This is a genomic window from Georgenia sp. Z1491, from assembly GCF_057652395.1.
This window is the reverse complement of the sequence record NZ_CM172729.1, coordinates 953,683-970,413: the sequence shown is the minus strand read 5'-3', so window position 1 is coordinate 970,413 and position 16,731 is coordinate 953,683. Positions and strand designations below refer to the sequence as shown.

General features: G+C 73.5%; 17 protein-coding genes. 10 read left to right on the top strand and 7 right to left on the bottom strand.

All coding sequences use genetic code 11. The features are described 5' to 3' along the window. The first annotated feature begins 258 nt into the window (after positions 1-258). Entirely contained in the window at positions 259-486 is a 228-nt protein-coding gene (locus AC24HA_RS04520) for a hypothetical protein (RefSeq protein WP_425709404.1), read from the top strand. Between the two features lie 40 nt (positions 487-526). Here the strand turns inward: AC24HA_RS04520 and AC24HA_RS04515 are convergent, their stop codons facing one another. Together AC24HA_RS04515 and mca are read right to left on the bottom strand one after the other, a co-directional pair. Further along, entirely contained in the window at positions 527-871 is a 345-nt protein-coding gene (locus AC24HA_RS04515) for a hypothetical protein (RefSeq protein ID WP_425709403.1), read from the bottom strand. Then, entirely contained in the window at positions 868-1,842 is a 975-nt protein-coding gene (gene mca / locus AC24HA_RS04510; protein ID WP_425709425.1) for a mycothiol conjugate amidase Mca, read from the bottom strand. The genes AC24HA_RS04515 and mca overlap by 4 nt, the downstream gene beginning before the upstream one ends. Before the next feature lie 158 nt (positions 1,843-2,000). Between mca and AC24HA_RS04505 the strand changes: the two genes are divergently transcribed. Next, complete coding sequence (locus tag AC24HA_RS04505; RefSeq protein WP_425709402.1) at positions 2,001-2,471, top strand: DUF4307 domain-containing protein; 471 nt, start codon at positions 2,001-2,003, stop codon at positions 2,469-2,471. Between the two features lie 163 nt (positions 2,472-2,634). Next, positions 2,635-3,123, top strand: coding sequence for a transcription elongation factor GreA (gene greA, locus AC24HA_RS04500; protein ID WP_425709401.1), 489 nt, complete (start codon positions 2,635-2,637; stop codon positions 3,121-3,123). Positions 3,124-3,213: 90 nt separating this feature from the next. On the opposite strand, the gene ilvA is transcribed toward greA, so the two are convergent. Then, entirely contained in the window at positions 3,214-4,452 is a 1,239-nt protein-coding gene (ilvA, locus tag AC24HA_RS04495) for a threonine ammonia-lyase (RefSeq protein WP_425709400.1), read from the bottom strand. A 1-nt stretch (position 4,453) separates the two neighbouring features. Then, complete coding sequence (locus AC24HA_RS04490) at positions 4,454-5,923, bottom strand: AI-2E family transporter (protein WP_425709399.1); 1,470 nt, start codon at positions 5,921-5,923, stop codon at positions 4,454-4,456. 156 nt (positions 5,924-6,079) lie between these two features. Between AC24HA_RS04490 and msrA the strand changes: the two genes are divergently transcribed. Further along, positions 6,080-6,727 carry a peptide-methionine (S)-S-oxide reductase MsrA gene (gene msrA, locus AC24HA_RS04485; RefSeq protein WP_425709398.1) on the top strand — a complete coding sequence of 216 codons (648 nt, stop codon included), beginning with the start codon at positions 6,080-6,082 and terminating at the stop codon, positions 6,725-6,727. 86 nt (positions 6,728-6,813) lie between these two features. On the opposite strand, the gene AC24HA_RS04480 is transcribed toward msrA, so the two are convergent. Continuing rightward, entirely contained in the window at positions 6,814-9,024 is a 2,211-nt protein-coding gene (locus AC24HA_RS04480; RefSeq protein WP_425709397.1) for an NADP-dependent isocitrate dehydrogenase, read from the bottom strand. Positions 9,025-9,228: 204 nt separating this feature from the next. Here AC24HA_RS04480 and AC24HA_RS04475 point away from each other — a divergent pair, with 204 nt between their 5' ends. Both AC24HA_RS04475 and AC24HA_RS04470 read left to right on the top strand, forming a co-directional pair. Then, positions 9,229-9,465, top strand: coding sequence for a type II toxin-antitoxin system Phd/YefM family antitoxin (locus AC24HA_RS04475; RefSeq protein WP_425709396.1), 237 nt, complete (start codon positions 9,229-9,231; stop codon positions 9,463-9,465). Then, positions 9,462-9,893: a type II toxin-antitoxin system VapC family toxin gene (locus tag AC24HA_RS04470; protein WP_425709395.1), complete on the top strand. Its 432-nt coding sequence runs from the start codon at positions 9,462-9,464 to the stop codon at positions 9,891-9,893. Before AC24HA_RS04475 ends, AC24HA_RS04470 begins: the two co-directional genes overlap by 4 nt. Before the next feature lie 24 nt (positions 9,894-9,917). Here AC24HA_RS04470 and AC24HA_RS04465 read toward each other — a convergent pair whose 3' ends face one another. Next, positions 9,918-12,425 (bottom strand): excinuclease ABC subunit UvrA, encoded by a 2,508-nt coding sequence (locus AC24HA_RS04465; RefSeq protein WP_425709424.1) that lies wholly within the window; start codon positions 12,423-12,425, stop codon positions 9,918-9,920. A 147-nt stretch (positions 12,426-12,572) separates the two neighbouring features. Between AC24HA_RS04465 and AC24HA_RS04460 the strand changes: the two genes are divergently transcribed. Genes AC24HA_RS04460 through AC24HA_RS04445 form a run of 4 tightly spaced genes read left to right on the top strand, consistent with a single transcriptional unit; the run spans position 12,573 to position 16,066 of the window. Next, a complete protein-coding gene (locus AC24HA_RS04460) occupies positions 12,573-13,838 on the top strand; it encodes an LURP-one-related/scramblase family protein (RefSeq protein ID WP_425709394.1) in 1,266 nt (421 codons plus the stop codon). A gap of 39 nt (positions 13,839-13,877) precedes the next feature. Next, positions 13,878-14,096, top strand: a complete 219-nt coding sequence (locus AC24HA_RS04455; RefSeq protein ID WP_425709393.1) for a hypothetical protein — start codon at positions 13,878-13,880, stop codon at positions 14,094-14,096. Continuing rightward, a complete protein-coding gene (locus tag AC24HA_RS04450; RefSeq protein WP_425709392.1) occupies positions 14,072-14,422 on the top strand; it encodes a type II toxin-antitoxin system PemK/MazF family toxin in 351 nt (116 codons plus the stop codon). The genes AC24HA_RS04455 and AC24HA_RS04450 overlap by 25 nt, the downstream gene beginning before the upstream one ends. 57 nt (positions 14,423-14,479) lie before the next feature. Continuing rightward, complete coding sequence (locus tag AC24HA_RS04445) at positions 14,480-16,066, top strand: aspartate:alanine exchanger family transporter (protein WP_425709391.1); 1,587 nt, start codon at positions 14,480-14,482, stop codon at positions 16,064-16,066. Between the two features lie 28 nt (positions 16,067-16,094). Here the strand turns inward: AC24HA_RS04445 and AC24HA_RS04440 are convergent, their stop codons facing one another. Next, positions 16,095-16,556: a P-loop nucleotide/nucleoside kinase family protein gene (locus tag AC24HA_RS04440; protein WP_425709390.1), complete on the bottom strand. Its 462-nt coding sequence runs from the start codon at positions 16,554-16,556 to the stop codon at positions 16,095-16,097. Positions 16,557-16,731: the final 175 nt, after the last annotated feature.

Below are 16,731 nucleotides of genomic sequence, written 5' to 3'. Positions count from 1 at the left end.
GAAGAACGACAAGAAGAAGGACAAGAAGAAGGACAAGAAGAAGGACAGCAAGAAGAAGGACAAGAAGAAGGACGGGAAGAAGAAGGGCGGCAAGAAGTCCGACAAGAAGTAACGGCCATCACACGTTTCGGCGTCCCGATCATGTGATGTCGGCCCATCACGTCAGTTGACCCGGCTTTCGGACTACCCACGGGGACACGAGCACGAGAACATGTGTCCGTGTGCGCGACCGACGCACCACGCCCCCAGGAGGACACCATGTTCGTTGCCGACGCCCCGCCCGCCGACCTCGCGGTCGACCAGTCCCAGATCGTGCTCGTCGAGCTGTCGGGCGCCGCCCGCACGGCCGGCGACTCGGAGCTCACGGTTCTGGTCGAGCCCGAGACCGACCCCGCAGCGCTGCCGCTCGCCGCCGCCGACGACACGTCCGCCACCCCCGACTCGGGCAAGGGCAAGCCGGGCAAGATCGGCATCCGCTGGCCCTGATCCTCACCCGACGACGGAGCGCGCGAGAGGGCGAGGACGCCTACCTCTCGGCTCCGCCGGCCGGGCCGGACGCGTCGTCACTCTGCCCGGCCGGCCCCGGTCCGGGGTCGCTCCCGTCCGCCCCCGGGCCGGAGCCGGCCTCGTCCGGGCCTCGGTCACGACGGTCGGCCGCCTCCTGAGCGGCGCGCACGCGTGCGTTCTGGTCGACCCTGCGCATCGTGCGCACCACCAGCACGCCGAGCACGACGATGACCGCGGCCAGCGCGAAGAAGGCGAAGAAGCCCTCGATGCCGGGCGAGACGTCCCACGGCTGCAGCTCGCCGGACGGTGTCTCGGCCCCGGCGAGCCAGGCGACCGTCGCGTCGGGCGCGCCCCCCGGCCTCACCGCGTGGTCCGGTCGCGCCCGTGCCCGGTGCCGACCGCGTCGGAGTCGGTTCCGCCGTCGGCGAGATCGGCCCCGACCACGACGACGGGCGCACCCTGCGGCAGCCCGTCCGGCACGACCCCGGCGAACAGGTCCTCCTCGACCTCGTCGGGGACCTGCACCCGGGCGAGGACGAGCTCGAACTCCTCGACCGGCCACACCTCGGCCTCCAGGTCGCGCGGGACCGAGAAGAAGAACCCGTCCGGGTCGATCTGCGTGGCATGCGCACGCAGCGCCGCGTCCCGGGCGGCGAAGTGCTCGGCCACCTGGATGCGGGCCGTCGCGTCGCGCCGTTCGCGCCCCATGTCCCGGTCACGCTCCTCGCGACGCTCGATCCACTCGGCGAACGGCGACTCCCCACCGCGGGCGAGGAGCGCGTCGTGGACGGCCTGGATGCGCCCGCCCGAGAACGAGACGTCGTAGTACACCTTCTGCACGGCCCACGGCTCGCCCGCGTCGGGGAACCGGTCGGGATCCGCGGCGGCGTCGAAGGCGAGCATCGAGATCTCGTGTACCCGCACGTGGTCGGGGTGCGGATAACCGCCGTTCTCGTCGTAGGTCGTCAGCACGTGGGGGCGGAACTCACGGATCTGCGCCACGAGCGCCCCGACCACGACCTCGTCGGGCTCGAGCGCGAAGCATCCCTCGGGCAGTGGCGGCAGCGGGTCACCCTCGGGCAGCCCGGAGTCGACGAAGCCGAGCCACGCGTGCTCCACGCCCAGCGCGTCCGCGGCGGCCGCCATCTCCTGCACGCGCAGCTCGGACATGTTGGCCTCGACGTCGGGGTCGCCCTGGAGCCTGGGGTTGAGGACGGAACCTCGCTCGCCGCCGGTCGCCGTGACGACGCGCACCCGGTGCCCCTCGGCGGCGTACCGGGCCATCATCGCGGCACCCTTGCTGGCCTCGTCGTCGGGATGGGCATGCACGGCCATCAGCCGGAGCGGGCTGGTCGTCACGTCGGTACTCCTCGTCTGGTGCGGTCCGCGGGGCGCGGCCCGGACGGCGGACCGCCGTCGGGGACAATGGTCCAACACCCGACCCCCGGTGCGCGAACGGCCCCGGGTGTCGGACCCACGACGGAAGCGTAGGCATGACGAACAGGACGACGCCGGGCGGGACCGATGAGGGACCGGACACGCCACGCGGGCACGGCGCCCCGGCCATCGACCCCGACCTCGTGCGCCGACGCTACGGGCGGGCTCGGCCGGGCGGGTCCCGGCGCGCGCAGTGGCTCGTCCCGCTCGTGGGCGCCCTCGTCCTGGTCGCGGGCGCGGTCGGGATCAGCCTGGCGATGAACCAGGAGGAGGACGTCCTGGTCGAGCACGTCGGGTACACGGTGACCCGGCCGGACGAGGTCGAGGTGCGGTTCGTCGTCGTGGCCGAGCCCGGGACCGAGGTGGTGTGCACGCTCCGCGCGGTCAACGTGGACTTCACCGAGGTCGGGGTCCGCGAGGTGCACATCGGTCCGGTCGTGGAACGACGCACGGCGGCCGTCGAGCCGATCGTCACCTCGGAGCGCGCGGCGTCGGGGCACGCCGAGTCGTGCCGGCCGGCCGGATGATCCGCCCTGGCCGCAGCCGTGACGCGGTCCACTCCTGCGGGCGTGGATCGGTGTCATGGTGCTAGAATGGCCGCTTCACTCACCGCCCGGACCCACCTGGGGCCGGGCGGTTTCCGTCCGTCGCCGCGCGGCGGGCACCGCCACACGACTGTAAGGAGCCGTGATGTCCCAGCAGACCGGGACCACCTGGCTGACCCAGGAGGCCTACGACCGTCTCAGCGCCGAGCTCGAGGAGCTGTCGGGGCCCGGTCGGCAGGAGATCGCCGAGCGAATCGAGCAGGCCCGCTCCGAGGGTGACCTCAAGGAGAACGGTGGCTACCACGCGGCTCGCGAGGAGCAGGGCAAGCAGGAGGCCCGCATCCAGCAGCTGACCGCGCTCCTGCGCACCGCCCAGGTCGGCGAGCCGCCCGCGGACGACGGCGTCGTCGAGCCGGGCATGGTCATCACCGCGAAGATCGCGGGCAAGAAGCGCACGTTCCTGCTCGGCTCGCGCGAGGCCGCCGAGGGGCTGGACGTCGAGGTCTTCTCGGAGTCCTCGCCGCTGGGCCAGGCCGTGCTCGGTCGCAGCGCCGGCGAGACCACCTCCTACGAGGCGCCCAACGGGGCGACGATCACCGTCGACCTCGAGACCGTCAAGCCGTTCACGGTCTGACGCAGCACCGCACCGCCGCGCGGACCTGGACCCGGTCCGGGCGCGAGCACCCCGTCGGGCCCGGTCGCCACGCGCGACCGGGCCCGATGCTCAGCCGTCGAGGACCTGGGTGCCGTCGGCGGCCAGAGCGGCGCGGATCTCCTCCCCGTGCTCGGGGCCCTTGGTCTCGACCTCGACGCTGATCTCCACCTCGTCGACCGCGAGGCCCGGTGCGGTGCGCGAGTGCTCGACCGACGCGACGTTCGCGCCCAGGTCGCCCAGGAGGGCGAGGATCCCGGCGAGGGTGCCCGGGGCGTCGGGCACGCGCACGCGCAGCGACACGAAACGTCCGGCCGAGGCCAGGCCGTGCCGCACCACCCGTAGGAGCAGCAAGGGGTCGACGTTTCCCCCGGAGAGCACGACGACGGTCGGTCCGTCGGAGAAGTCGCGCGGCCGGCCGGTGACCGCGGCGACGCCGGCAGCGCCGGAGGGCTCGACCACGAGCTTGGCGCGCTCGACCATGAGGAGCAGCGCGCGGGAGAGCTCCTCCTCCCCCACCGTGCGCACGTCCTCCACCAGCGCGTGGACGATCCCGAAGGGCACGGTTCCAGGCGTCCCGACGGCGATGCCGTCCGCCATCGTGCGCACCTCGGTCAGCGGCACCGGCCGACCGTCGGCGAGCGAGGCCGGCCAGGCGGCCGCCTTCGCCGCCTGGACACCGACCACTCGGACCCCGGGTCGCACGGCGTGCGCCGCGGCCGCGATCCCCGCCAGGAGACCGCCTCCGCCGGTGGGGACGACGATCGTCGCCACGTCCGGGACCTGCTCGAGGATCTCCAGGCCCACGCTGGCCGCGCCGAGCACGATGTCGATGTGGTCGTAGGGGTGGATGAGCGTGCGGCCGGACGCCGCGCAGTCGTCCTCCGCCTCGGCGAGGCAGTCCATGAGGTGCCGGCCCGTGAGGACGACCTCCGCGCCGTAGGCCCGGGTGGCCTCGACCTTGGGCAGGGCCGCGTCCGCCGGCATGTAGATCCGGGCCGGGACGCCCAGCTCCCGGGCGGCCAGCGCCACGCCCTGGGCGTGGTTCCCGGCCGAGGCGGCGATGACGCCCCGCTCGCGCTCGGCCGCGTCCAGCCGACCGAGCCGCACCGCGGCACCGCGGATCTTGAACGAGCCGGTCCGCTGCAGGTGCTCGGCCTTGAGGTGCACCGGGGCCCCGGTGTGCTCCGCCAGGGACCCGAAGGACAGCACCGGCGTCTCGCGCGCGACGGGCCGCACGATCGCCCGGGCCGCGTCGAGCTCGTCGAGGGTGGGCAGCCCGGGAGGCAGCTCGGCGGGCTCGGCGGTCATGTCAGCGTCCTCCTGGGGATCGGTCGTCGTCGGCTCGACCGGCGTCCGGCACGTCCGTCGGGTCGGGCCCGTCAGGGTACTGGCCCGCGCCCGCGCTGAAGACGTCCGCGAAGGGCTCCTCCTCGGGCTCGTCCGCCGTCGGGGCGTACTCCAGCACCGCGGACGGCGGGCCGCCCGTGCGACGGACGTCCACGGCCAGGTGGGGCTGCGGGTCGCGGCCGGCGAGGTAGAGGCCGACCGAGTTGACGACCGCCACCACCGGCACGGCGAACAGCGCCCCGACGAGCCCTGCCACGGCGGTGCCGCCGGCCACGGCGAGCAGGACGGCGATCGGGTGCAGCTGGACGGCGCGCGACTGGATGACCGGCTGGAGGACGTGGCTCTCGATGAACTGCACGAGCAGGACGGCGCCGAGCATGGCCAGCGCGATGTAGAAGCCGGAGTCGACGACCGCGACGAGCACCGCGACGGTGCCGGACACGAGGGCACCGATGATGGGGATGAAGGCGCCCAGGAAGACGAGGATCGCGATCGGCAGGGCGAGCGGCACGCCGAGGAGCGCAGCGGCCAGGCCGATCCCGACGGCGTCGACGAAGGCGACGAGGATCTGGCCGCGCGTGTACCCGCTGACCGTGTACCAGGCCCGGATGCCTGCCTCGTGGATCGTCGGACGCGCGCGCGTGGGCGTCAGCCGCACCGCCCAGCTCCACAGCGAGCGGCCGTCGGACAGGAAGAAGAAGGTGCAGAAGATCGCGATGAAGAACCCGGCGAGCACCTCGACGACGGACGAGGTCACCGTCAGCACCCCCGTCGCGAGGAACTCCGAGTTGTCCTGGAGGGTCTGGCCGCCCTGCTCCATCGCCGCGTCGATGTCCGTCTGGTCCAGCCCGAGCGGGCCGGTGCCGAGCCAGGAGACGAGCTGGTCGAAACCCGCGAGGGCCTCGTCCGCGAGCCGCTGGAAGCCCGAGGCGATCGACTGCCCCGCGAGCGCGAGGAGCCCGACGACGAGGACGACGAGGACCAGCAGCGACGTCAGCGCCGCGATGGCCCGGGGGAACCGGAGCCTGCGGCGCAGGAAGGCCGCCACCGGCGCGAGCAGCACGGACAGGAGCATCGCCACCATGAGGGAGACGACGATGGTGCGGAGCTGGACGAGCAGCCACCCGATGATGGCCGCCGCCGCAGTGATGACGATGATCCGCCAGGACCAGGAGGCGACGGCGCGCATCGTCCACGGCACCGTGCGGTCGGGGGCCGCGCGGAGCTCGTCGTCGGCGTCCGCGGCGCCCGAGTCGATGTCGCCCGGGGAGAGCCCCGCCGCGGTGCGGGTGTAGGGCTCGCGCCCCTGCTCGGGCGGCCCGTCCTCCTCGCGTCCGCGTGGCGCCGGGCGCGCGGCGGCAGCCACGGCGGCGGTGGCACGGCGTGAGGTCGACCCCCATACGGAACGGATCGAGCGTGGGAGGCGAACCATGGGCGTCCTTCGTCGTCGGTGGGTGCTTCAGCGTAGTTCGGGAACAACGTCCGCACCGGACCGGTTGGACCGGGCGACGCTCCGCCCGCGACCGCGGGGGGCGCACCGCCGCACGAGGGACCCAGCGCCGCGAGGCGCCCGACCAGGAGAGGGTTCATGAACCTGTTCGCCCGCACCCCACGACCGACCTCGCCGGAGACCGCGCTCCCGGGTCGGTCCTCGCCCGCCTACACGCCGCCCGCGCGCAACATCGTCCTCGACGCTCCCCTGACCGGCCCGTGGCCCGAGGGCACCCGGGAGCTCTACGTCGCCATGGGCTGCTTCTGGGGCGTCGAGCGCATCTTCTGGCGCATCCCCGGGGTCGTCGGCACCGCGGTCGGCTACACCGGCGGCTACACGCCGCACCCCACCTACGAGGAGGTCTGCACCGCGATGACGGGGCACGCCGAGGCCGCCCTCGTGGCCTACGACCCCGCGGTCGTGTCGGCCGACGAGCTGTTCAAGGCCTTCTGGGAGAACCACGACCCGACGACGAAGGACCGCCAGGGCAACGACGTCGGCTCGCAGTACCGCTCAGCGATCTGGTGGACCACCGAGGAGCAGCGCGAGGCCGCCGAGCGCACCCGCGCGACGTTCCAGGCCGCGATCGACGAGGTCGGCGGCGGGGCGATCACCACCGAGATCGAGCCGTTCGGCGACCGCCCGTTCTACGCGGCGGAGGACTACCACCAGCAGTACCTGGAGAAGAACCCGGCCGGCTACTGCAACCACGGTCCCAACGGGCTGACCTGCAACGTCGCCTGACAAGGCCGACGCACCCCGGACGCGACCGCGGCCGCCCACCTCGTGGTGGGCGGCCGCGGTCGCGTCGACCAGGGTCGGCCCGGTCCTCAGACCGCGTCGATGATCGCGTTGAGGGTCGTGGACGGGCGCATGACTGCGGACGCCTTGGCCTCGTCGGGCCGGTAGTAGCCGCCGATGTCGGTCGGGTCGCCCTGGGCGGCGATGAGCTCGGCGTCGATCGACTCGATCTGCTCGGCCAGCTGCGCGGCGACCGGGCCGAACCGCTCGGCGAGGGCAGGGTCCTCGGTCTGCGCCGCGAGCTCGGCCGCCCAGTAGGTCGCCAGCCAGGCGTGCGAGCCGCGGTTGTCGATCTGGCCCAGGCGCCGCGCCGGTGACCGACCCTCGTGGAGGAGCTTCTCGGTGGCGCGGTCGAGCGCGTCACCGAGGACCCGCGCGCCGGCGTTGCCGTCGACGCCCGCGAGGTGCCGCAGCGACTCGGCCAGCGCGAGGAACTCCCCCAGCGAGTCCCAGCGAAGGTAGTTCTCCTTCACGAGCTGCTGCACGTGCTTCGGGGCGGAGCCGCCGGCACCGGTCTCGAACAGGCCGCCGCCGTTCATCAGTGGGACGACCGAGAGCATCTTCGCGCTCGTGCCGAGCTCGAGGATCGGGAAGAGGTCGGTGTTGTAGTCGCGCAGGACGTTGCCGGTCACGGAGATCGTGTCCTCGCCGCGGCGGATGCGCTCCACCGAGTACCGGGTCGCGGCGACCGGGTCCATGATCTCGATCGTCAGGCCCTCGGTGTCGTGCTCCGCGAGGTAGGTGCGCACGAGTCCGATGAGGTTGCGGTCGTGCGCACGCGACTCGTCGAGCCAGAACACCGCGGGCACACCGGTCGCGCGGGCACGGGCGACGGCGAGGCGCACCCAGTCGCGGATCGGGGCGTCCTTGGTCTGGCAGGCCCGCCAGATGTCGCCGGCCTCGACGTCGTGGGACATGAGTACCGCCCCGGCCGAGTCGACGACCTCGACCGTGCCCGGCGCCCGGATCTCGAAGGTCTTGTCGTGCGACCCGTACTCCTCGGCCTTCTGCGCCATGAGCCCCACGTTGGGCACGGTGCCCATGGTCGTCGGGTCGAAGGCGCCGTTGGCGCGGCAGTCCTCGATGACGGCCTGGTAGACGCCGGCGTAGGACGAGTCGGGGATGACGGCGAGCGTGTCGTGCTCGTCGCCGTCGGGGCCCCACATGTGTCCCGACGTGCGGATCATCGCGGGCATGGACGCGTCGACGATGACGTCGGACGGCACGTGCAGGTTGGTGATGCCCCTGTCCGAGTCGACCATCGCGAGGTCCGGGCCGTCGGCGATCGCGGCGTCGATCGCGCTGCGGATCTCCTCGCCGTTCGGGAGGTCGGCCAGGCCGGCGTAGATCGCGCCGAGGCCGTCGTTCGCGCTGAGGCCGGCGGCGGCGAGGTCGTCGCCGTAGCGACCGAAGACGTCGGCGAGGAAGGCGCGGACCACGTGGCCGAAGATGATCGGGTCGGAGACCTTCATCATCGTGGCCTTGAGGTGGACGGAGAACAGGACGCCCTCGTCCTTGGCGCGCGCCACCTGCTCCGCGAGGAACAGGTCGAGCGCGGCCGCCGACAGGAACGAGGAGTCCACGACCTCCCCGGCCAGGACGGGTACGCGCTCCTTGAGGACGGTGGCGGTGCCGTCGGCCGCGACGTGGCGGATCTGGAGGACGTCCTCGGCCGGGACGACGACGGACTGCTCGTTGTGCCGGAAGTCCGCGGCGTCCATCGTTGCGACGTTCGTGCGCGAGTCGGCCGACCACTCCCCCATGCGGTGCGGGTGGGCCTTGACGTAGTTCTTCACGGCGGCGGGCGCCCGGCGGTCCGAGTTGCCCTCGCGGAGGACCGGGTTGACCGCCGAGCCCTTGACGGCGTCGTAGCGCGCGCGGACGTCGGCGTCCTCGGGGGTGTCCGTGGACTCCGGGTAGTCGGGCAGGTCGACGCCCTGCTCGCGCAGCTCGGCGATCGCGGCGCGGAGCTGGGGCTGGGAGGCCGAGATGTTGGGCAGCTTGATGATGTTCGCCTCGGGGCGACGCGCCAGCTCGCCGAGCTCGGCGAGGGAGTCGGAGACGACCTGGTCGGCGGGGAGCCGGTCGCTGAACGCCGCGAGGATGCGGCCCGCCAGGGAGATGTCCCGGGACTCGACCTCGATGCCCGCGGCGCGCACGTAGGCCTCGACGATCGGCTTGAAGGAGTAGGTCGCCAGGCGCGGCGCCTCGTCGGTGAGCGTGAAGATGATCGTGGACATCGTCGTGCTGCCTCTTCCTCGGGTGCCGGGGATGGTTCGATGTCGAGATTATCCGATCGGCGCCCGGCGCACGTCCGCGCGACTGCGAGCCAGGTGCAGGGACCCGCGCAGGTTCGGTCGTGAACGATCGCCGATGTGCGTCCGCTGCACGTCGTCGCCGAGGCGGACCTATCCCGAACGTATCACCGGTGATACGTTGGGGCTGTGGACGGAGTGACGGTGCGGGACCTACGGAACCGCAGCGCAGAGGTGCTGCGCCGGGTCGAGCGCGGCGAGACGCTGATCGTGACTCGGGACGGCTCCCCCGTCGCCTCGGTGTCTCCGCTTCCCCGCCGCGCCTCCCGCGTGGAGGAGCTCATCGCGCGCCGCGCCTCCCTGCCGCGGGTAGATCCGGTTCGTCTGCTCGACGACCTCGACGAACGCATCGACCCGTCCCTGTGACTCACGCGAGCGAGCACGGGGTGCTCGACACGTCGGCGCTGATCGACCTCGCGCTCCTGGACCCCGAGAGCCTCCCCGCAGAGCCGAGCATCACAGCAGTCTCTCTCGCCGAGCTCTCGGTGGGGCCCCACGTCGCACGGACCGACGACGAACGCGCAGCGCGTATGGCACACCTGCAGCAGGCCGAGGCGGACTTCGAACCGATCCCGTTCGACGCGGCCGCTGCGCGGACGTTCGGGATCGTCGCCGCCTCTCTGCGAGCACAGGGTCGGAAGCCGGCGGCGCGCGCCTACGACGCCCTGATCGCGGCGACGGCGATGTCCCGAGGGCTTCCCCTGTTCACCGCGAACCCGCGCGACGTCGTTCGGATCGACGGGCTCGTCGTCCATACCGTGCGCTACGTCGACTCGCCCTCCCCGCAGCAGTGACGGCGTCGCCTGCCGGCCCTTGTCTCACTCCTGCCCGAGGTGGCGAGCGAGGTAGCGGCCGGTGAGGCTGGCCGGCTCTGCGGCCACCTGCTCGGGCGTCCCGGTGACGACGATCCGCCCGCCGTCCTCGCCCCCGCCCGGCCCCATGTCGATGACGTGGTCGGCGTTCGCGACGAGGTCCAGGTCGTGCTCGATGACGACCACGGTCGCCCCGCGGTCGACCAGCCGCTGCAGGACGGCGAGGAGGACGCGGACGTCGAGCGGGTGCAGCCCGACGCTGGGCTCGTCGAGGACGAACATGGTGCCGCCCTGCCGGCGGCCGAGCTCGGTGGAGAGCTTGAGGCGCTGCGCCTCGCCACCGGACAGTGCGGGCGTGGCCTCGCCGAGCGTGAGGTAACCGAGCCCGAGGTCCGTCAGCGTGCGCAGGCGCCGCGCCACGGGTGCCACGTCGTCGAGCGCGTCGGCCGCCTCGGCGGCGGTGAGGGCGAGGACCTCCGGCAGGGAGATCTCGCCGCCGCCCGGTACGGGTCGCCGCACGAGGAACGCCTCCGGCGCGTACCGGGTGCCCTCGCAGTCGGGGCAGGCGATGTCGACGTCGGGGAGGAACTGGACGTCGAGCGTGATCTGGCCGGTGCCCTCGCAACGCGGACACCGCAGCGAGCCGGTGTTGTGCGAGAGGTCAGCCGCCGTGAGGCCCTGCTCGACGGCGGACGGCGCCTTTGCGAACGTGCGCCGCAGCTCGTCCATCGCGCCGCTGTAGGTGGCCACGGTCGAGCGGACGTTGATGCCGATCGGCGTGGCGTCGACGAGCTGGACGCGCTCGATGCCGGCCGGGTCGACGTCGGTGACGTGCGCCGGGGGCCGCTCCCCCGCGGCGACGGCGGCGAGCGCCGGGACGAGGCCCTCGAGCACGAGGGTGGTCTTCCCGGACCCGGAGGCACCGGTGACGGCGGTGAGCCGGGCGCGCGGCACGTCGACGGTGAGCGGGTGGACCGTGTGGATCCACTCGGTGCCGAGGTGGATCGCGCCGTCGGCGAAGACGTCCCCGGCCGGGGTCCGCTCGCGGACGAGCACCGGCTCGCTGCCGTCGAGGAACCCGCCGAGCCTCGACGCCCGTGCGCCGGTGACCTCGGCGACGCTGCCCGATGCGACCACGCGACCGCCGTCGGCCCCGGCTCCCGGTCCGATCTCGACGAGGTGGTCCGCCTCGCGGAGCACCGCGACGTCGTGGTCGACGAGCACCACCGAGTTGCCGTCCGCGAGCAGGTCGCGGACGACCCCCAGCAGCCCCTCGACGTTCGCGGGGTGCAGGCCGATGGACGGCTCGTCGAGCACATAGAGCACGCCGGTCGTCCGGTTGCGCACCGCACGCGCGAGCTGGGCGCGCTGCCGCTCGCCGGTAGAGAGCGTCGAGCCCGCGCGGTCGAGCGAGAGGTAGCCGAGGCCGAGCTCGACGAGACGGGCGCCCATGTCGCGGAAGCTCGTCACCAGCGAGCCGGCCATCGGGCGCATGTCGGCGGGCAGGGCGGACTCGACACTCGCGGCCCAGTCGAGGGCGTCGTCGAGGGTGTACGCGGTGACCTCGGCCAGGCCGGCCGGCCCGATGCGCGGCGCGCGGGCCGCCTCCGACAGGCGGGTGCCGCCGCACGCGCGGCACACACCCACGGTCAGGAACTTGCCGACTCGGGCGAGCCGCTTCTCGTCGGTGGCGCGCTCGAGCTGCTTCGTCACGGTCAGGCGCGCGTTGCGGAACGTGAAGTCGAGCTCGTGCACGCCGTTGCGGGTGGAGACGGTGATGTGCCGCTTCTCCTCGGGGCCGTCGAGGACGACGGCCCGCTCGTCGTCGGTGAGGTCGCGGTAGGGCACGTCGGTGCGCACACCCATCTCGCGGACGATGTCGGGCTGGACGTTGAAGTTGAAGGTCCGCCAGGGCAGCACGGCCCCCTCGTCGATCGTCAGGGAGGGATCGGGCACGAGCGTGGCGTCGTCGACGTCGCGCACGACCGACGTGCCCGCGCACGTGGGGCAGGCGCCGGCCGAGTTGAAGGAGAGGTCCTCGGCGCCCGGCGGGTCGAAGACCACGCCGCAGTGGGGGCAGGTCAGGGGGACCTCGGCGGCGACGTCGAGGGTCGGTGGGTGCGCGTGGCCGTTCGGGCAGCGGTGGCTCGCCAGCCGCGAGAACATCAGCCGTAGGACGCTCAGGAGCTCGGTGGTCGTGCCGAAGGTCGAGCGGACGCCGGGCACGCCGGGCCGCTGCCGCAGGGCGAGGGCCGCCGGCACGTGCTCGACCGAGTCGACGGCGGCGCGCGGCGCCTGCGCGAGGCGACGACGGGTGTAGGTCGAGAGCGCCTCGAGGTAGCGGCGGGAGCCCTCGGCGTAGAGCACGCCCATCGCGAGCGAGGACTTCCCCGAGCCCGAGACGCCCGCGATGCCGACGAGTCGCCGCAGCGGGATGTCGACGTCGACGCCCTTGAGGTTGTGGACCGCGGCGCCCCGGACACGGATCTCGGCCGGCTGGTCGTCGGACTCCATCACACGTCGATCGTGCCAGCACGTACCGACGCGGGCAGCCCCGGGGTCCTGTGCGGCGGTGCGGACGCGAGGGGGCAGGTCGGAGCGCGGACAGCGCTCCCCCGGTGAACCGGGTCGGCGGTCGCCTCGCCTGGCTACCGTGACGGCGTGGAGTCCTACCTCGAGAGCCTCGCCCCCCGACTGCGCGCGGCCCTCGCCCGCGTGTTCCACGAGCTGGTCGCCGGCCGGGAGCCCGGGACCGTTCCGGGGGCGGCCGTCGTGCACTCGTCCGGCAGGTCATGGGTGCCCGTGCTAACGCCGGCCACCGCGCCCGGCTCCGACACCACGGTCGACACCGCCCCCGGCACCAGCACCGATGCCCACTCCAGCACCGACGCCCGGGCCCACTGGTGGGCCGCCGGGTGGCCGGCCGTCGATACCCCGGCATCGGCCGAGCTGCGCGCCATCGAGACCGAGCTCGACCACTGGGCGCGCACGAACGTCACCGACGCCGAGCGCGAGGAGTGGGAGTTCCAGCTGTTCGCCGCCCTCGGCTCGGCACTGGGCTCGCCCGAGGTGCGCGGCGAGCTCGGTCCCACGCCGGTGCTCCTCGTGACTGACCGCCGATCCGCACCCCACCTGAGCGTCGTCAGCCTGCAGATGCTCAACGAGGACCACCCGCACCCGGACCGGGTTGCCGAGGCCCTCACGTTCTGGTCGACCGACCCGGAGCCGCTGCCCGAGGAGACGGTGGATCCCGCACCCGCGGCGGACGGCACCGCCGTCGCGACGGCCGGCACGTGGGAGGCGGCCGCTGCCGGCCACGGCCCCACGACCACCCCCGACGACGCGGCCTCGCCCGTGGACCACGCGCACGTCGACGGGGCACCGGCCTCCGGCGGCCGGAGCACCGCTCTGCTCGAGCAGGACGTCGTCGTCATGCACCAGGTGACCTCGTTCCTGTCGAACGACTTCGACATCCTCGACGAGCACGAGCAGGTGGTCGGACACGTCCGCACCACGGGCTCGAGCATGTTCGGCAGCCGGTCGTTCGAGGTCGCCGACGCGGACGACACGCTCCTCATGCACGTGGTGGACACGCTCGCCTGGGGCAGCGACCGGTACACCCTCACCGACCCCGACGGCTCCCCGCTCGCGGAGGTCGTCCAGCGCATGGCGTTCTTCTCCACGCGGGTCGAGATCGCAGTGACGGACGGCCCCCTGCTCGAGATCGGCGGCCGAGGGTTCGACCAGGACTTCGAGATCCTCGACGGCGAACGCCCGCTGGGAGCGGTCTCGAGGCAGCCGGCCGGCTTCTTCTCCGGGAAGGACCGCTACGTCATCCGGCTCGAGGACGACGCCGGTCCGCGCGAGCGCCTGGCGCTCATCGGCGGGACCCTCGCCCTGGACCTCATCCGCGCCAAGAAGGGGTAGCTGCGCGGCCCGATCACGGGTCGGTGTCATACTCGGAGTATGACCACGACGATCAAGGTCACCAGCGACCTGCGCGACACGCTGAAGGCACAGGCGGCGGCCCGCGGACGCACGCTCGGTGAGCACCTCGCCGCACTCGCGGAGGAGGAGGCGCGCCGCCAGCGATACGCCCGCGTGCGCGAGGCCATGGCCGCGAACCCCCCGGACCAGGACTACCTGGACGAGGTCCGCGAGTGGCAGAGCGACGCGTGGACCTGAGCCCGGGAGACGTCTGGTGGGCGAGTCCTCGCCCGACGATCGGGCGAAAGCAGGGTGGCCGGCGCCCCGTGCTCGTCGTCGCGGGTCACGAGTACCTGGCAACAGTCACCACCCTCGCCCTGGTGGTCCCGCTGACGAGCTCGGACCGGGGGTGGCCGAACCACGTCGAGGTGCGCGGCCACGTCGATCTGCCGCGGACGAGCTTCGCGATGACCGAGCAGGTACGCGTCGTCTCGCGCGACCGGCTCGCGGCCCCGCTCGGGCGGGTCTCGCCTCGCTGCCTGGTCGAGGTGCGGTCCTGGCTGGTCGACCACCTCACCGACTGAGCGGCAGGGCGGCCGACCTCACAGCCGGGTCCTCGGGCCGCGGGCTAGCGTGACGGAGTGTTGGACATCCTGGCGGCGGCCCCTCTCCTCACGGTCTTCGTCGTCGTCGCGCTGGGCACCGCGCTCGGCGCCGTCCCGTTCGGCCCGCTCCGGTTCGGCGCCGCCGGTGCCCTGTTCGTCGGGCTCGCGCTCGGCGCGCTCGACCCCCGCCTCGGCGAGAGCCTCGGGCTCGTGCAGGCCGTCGGACTCACCCTGTTCGTCTACACGATCGGCATCGCCGCCGGCCCCTCGTTCTTCCGCGACCTGCGACGCCAGGCCCCCCTCATGGGTGGCGCGACCCTGCTCGTCGTCCTCTTCGGCGCGCTCGCCGTCGTGGCCGGCACGGTCCTCGACCTCGGTGCCGGGACCACGGGCGGCCTCTTCTCCGGCGCACTGACGGCGACGCCCGCGATGGCGGCCGCCACGGACGCGCTGGGCGGCTCGACCGACCCTGCCGTGGGCTACGCGATCAGCTACCCGATCGCCGTCGTCGTCACCCTGCTCGTGCTCTCGCGCGTGGCACGCACCCCGCTCCCGGGCACGCGCGACCCGGCGCCGCTCTCGGCGGCCGGGCTGCTCACCGTGACCGTCGACGTCGAGCGGCCGCGGCCCATCGCCGACATCCCCGGCATCGCGTTCCTGCCGGGCGACCCGGCGGGCGTGCGCGTGAGCTACCTGCTGCGCGGCGGCGCGGTGACCGTCGCGGACCCGGAGGACTCCCTGCGCGGGGGCGACCGGGTCCTGCTCGTGGGCGTGCCCGACGCCGTCCGCACGGCCGCGCGGTCCCTCGGCACCGCGGCACCCACGGACCTCGCCGACGACCACTCGGTCGTCACCTACCGGCGGTTCGTCGTCTCCGACCCGGGCGTGGCGGGCCGCACGGTGGCCGACCTGCGGATCCCCGCCCGGTTCGGGGGCGTCATCACGCGCGTGCGCCGCGGCGACAAGGACCTCCTCGCCCAGCACGACATGACCCTCCAGCTCGGCGACCGCATCCGTATCGTGTTCCCGCGGGAACGGCTACAGGACCTGCGGGCACTGTTCGGCGACTCCGAGCGCCGGGTCACGGAGGTCGACTTCCTCCCGTTCGGCCTCGGGATCGCGCTGGGCCTCGCCGTCGGCCTGCTCGCGCTGCCCCTCGGCGGTGGGGCGAGCCTCGCGCTCGGGAGCGCGGCGGGGCCCCTCGTCGTCGGGCTCGTGCTCGGCCGGCTCGAGCGCACGGGACCGCTCGTGTGGACGATGCCGCTCGCGGCGAACCTCACGATCCGGCAGTTCGGGCTCATGTTCTTCCTCGCCACCGTCGGCCTCGCGAGCGGCCAGGCGTTCGCCTCGACCGCGTTCACGCTCACCGGGCTGGCGGTCGCCGGGACCGCGGTCGTCCTGCTGCTCCTCGTGCTCGCGCTGCTGTGGGGACTCGGGCGGCTCGTCGGACTGTCGGCGCCCCGCACGGCGGGCGCGATGGCCGGGTTCATCGGTCAACCCGTCCTGCTGGGGCACGTCACGTCGATCGCCGACGACGACCGGGCCGAGTCCGGCTACTCCGCCCTGTTCGCGCTCGGCGTCGTCGTCAAGATCGTCGTGGTGCAGGGCGTCGTCGCGCTGTGAGCACACCGCGGCACGGCCGGGGCGAGATTCACCGCAGGACCGTGAGCGGACCCTCGTCCGGCGTCGGCACCTCGAGGTGGTCGTGGTACTGCCCGGCGAGCTCCGGGTCGAGGGCGAAGTCGTCCGGGTGCGCCGCCGAGCGGGCTCGCAGCCGCGCGAGGCACACGTCCCTCGGCGTGGCCAGGTAGATCGTCTCGGGCACCACCCCGGTGCCGCTCAGCAGCGCGCGGTACGTCTCCCGCATCGCGCGGGACCAGAAGGAGAGGTCGACGACGACGTCGCGGCCCGCACGGACGAGGTCGAGCAGCCGGACCTGGAGGGCACTCTCGATCTCGCCGAGCACCCGCGGGTCGAGCGGCATCGAGCGTTCCCCGCGCGCCCACGCCTCGGCGTCGATCGACAGCCGCACCATCCCGTCGCGCTCCAGCCCGCGGGCGACGGTCGACTTGCCGGAGCCGGCGGGACCGCACATGAGGACGACGCGGGGCATGGCGCCGAGGCTACGGGACGTCCGACGGCGGCGCGGGAGCCGTGGGGGCGCCGGGCGGCGGCACCGGAACCGTGGTGCCGCCGGTGAACCCGGCCGATGCGGTGGCAGCCGTGAACGCTGGGGCGCGGGGCATGCGATGGCGCCTGGATTGCGGTGGCGCGGGGCCGCGATCGCG